The 1,674-nt window shown below is 39.4% G+C and carries 1 protein-coding gene; it reads right to left on the bottom strand.

The window, feature by feature from the left end; all coding sequences use genetic code 11:
- Positions 1-101: 101 nt before the first annotated feature.
- The gene (locus OCV70_RS18795) at positions 102-1,376 is read right to left on the bottom strand and encodes an IS110 family RNA-guided transposase (RefSeq protein ID WP_173768643.1); all 1,275 of its coding nucleotides are present in this window, start codon (positions 1,374-1,376) and stop codon (positions 102-104) included.
- Positions 1,377-1,674 lie beyond the last annotated feature (298 nt).

The following is a 1,674-nucleotide window of genomic DNA, read 5'->3' as shown; positions in this document are numbered from 1 at the left end:
TAGTGTGAAAGAAAGTAGAGGACAGCCATAAATGGGCATACTTTAATAAGCTGTCTTAATTAGGCAACTTTTTGAAGCGTTATAGAGTCTGGAAATTAGATTTAAGAAGCTAATGGTTCATCAGGAGGAAGTAATCCTTCTCGTTGCAATAGTTTCTTGGCTTGCTTGATAGCCTTCGCTTTTTGTTTTTCAACAAGAGCTACAGGCATATCGATTTTGTAAAGATCGCTCGGATTCCACTGTTCACCAGTAGACAGCATCTGATAAATGGCAGTAAGAATCATACGGGCAATAGCGATAATGGATCTTTTCTTGCCACGGCGTTTAACAAGTGATTCATATTTCTTTTTGTAGTAAGGAGATTTGTCAGATTTTACGGCTGCATGAGCACACTGTACTAATGCAGGTTTGAGGTAGACTCCGGCACGTGTAATCCGAACAGATTTCTTCTTACCAGCAGATTCATTGCTACCGGGTGTAAGACCAGCCCAGCAACATAAACGTTTGGAACTTGAGAACTGAGACATATCAGTACCGATTTCGGAGATGATAGTAATTGCACTATCACGTTTGACACCCGGAATGGTACAGAGAAACTGGATAGCATTTTCAAAATCAGGATTAGAAGAAATCATATTTTCTATCATTTTATCAACATCGTTGATTTCAGCTGTGATATAATCCATGTGTGCGCGGACGAGGCGCATACGGTATTTTTGGGCATCAGTCATTTGATATCCTTCGACGGATTCTATAACAGCATCTTCTTTGGATTTGAGGCGTCTAAGAAGTTTAGATGCGATTTCTTCGTGGTTAATCGTAGTACCTGATTGTTCAAGTAGATAGTCGATAATGGATGTGGATGACTTCCCAAAGATATCGGATACGACAGAATCTAATGCAACATTACAAACAGTAAGAGCATTCTGATATCTATTCTTTTCACTTGAACGGCAGGAAACAAGCTTGTAGCGATATCTGGTGTATTCTCTGAGAATACGGATAGCTTTGCAAGGAATATAACTGCCTTTTACAAGTCCAAGACGGAATAAATCTCCAATCCATTTAGAATCTTTGGTATCATCTTTGTTGCCTTTTACAGCTTTTACCCATTTGGGGTTAGCAATGGTAACGTTGATTTGATCTTCAAGAAGATTGAAGACAGGAATCCAGTATTTACCAGTGGATTCCATGCAGACATCATGGCAATTATTATTGATAAGCCATTGTTTGAATTCAAGAATTGAGTTATTAAAGGTGGAAAAGCGTTTCTTTTGGTAAGAAGGTTCGATACCACCAGTGGTTTTGACGATGGTGGCAACGAGAAAAGATTTGTGAACATCGACACCACAACAGGTTTGGTAAGTAACTTTCATAGTCAGACTCCTTTCGTAAAAGATAAGAAGCCATTGACTGAACTGCCACACAATTAAACGAAGGCGCTTAAACAATTCTTAGTGTACGGTCTCATGGAGCCACTTATTTGTGCTTGAAAAGGCAGAACTTACACTGATTAAGATGCTGTCTAAAACGAAGAAAGTTGTTACAACTCCTCCTCCCGTGCTTTGTAGTGTAGCTTCTTGTAAATAATTTTACAGCACAATGTAGAGAGTTGAAACACTTTCATTACTATTTGTGCCGCCAGCCGAAGGCGGCGGAATGGAGATTAAGATG

Origin of the sequence: Blautia acetigignens (genome assembly GCF_025566865.1) — a bacterium.
Classification (GTDB): Bacteria; Bacillota; Clostridia; order Lachnospirales; family Lachnospiraceae; genus Blautia_A; species Blautia_A acetigignens.
This window is presented reverse-complemented; position numbering and strand designations above follow the sequence as displayed.

Coding starts and splice junctions, on each gene's coding strand:
- OCV70_RS18795 (WP_173768643.1), bottom strand. CDS start 1,376: ATGAAAGTTACTTACCAAACCTGTTGTGGTGTCGATGTTCACAAATCT.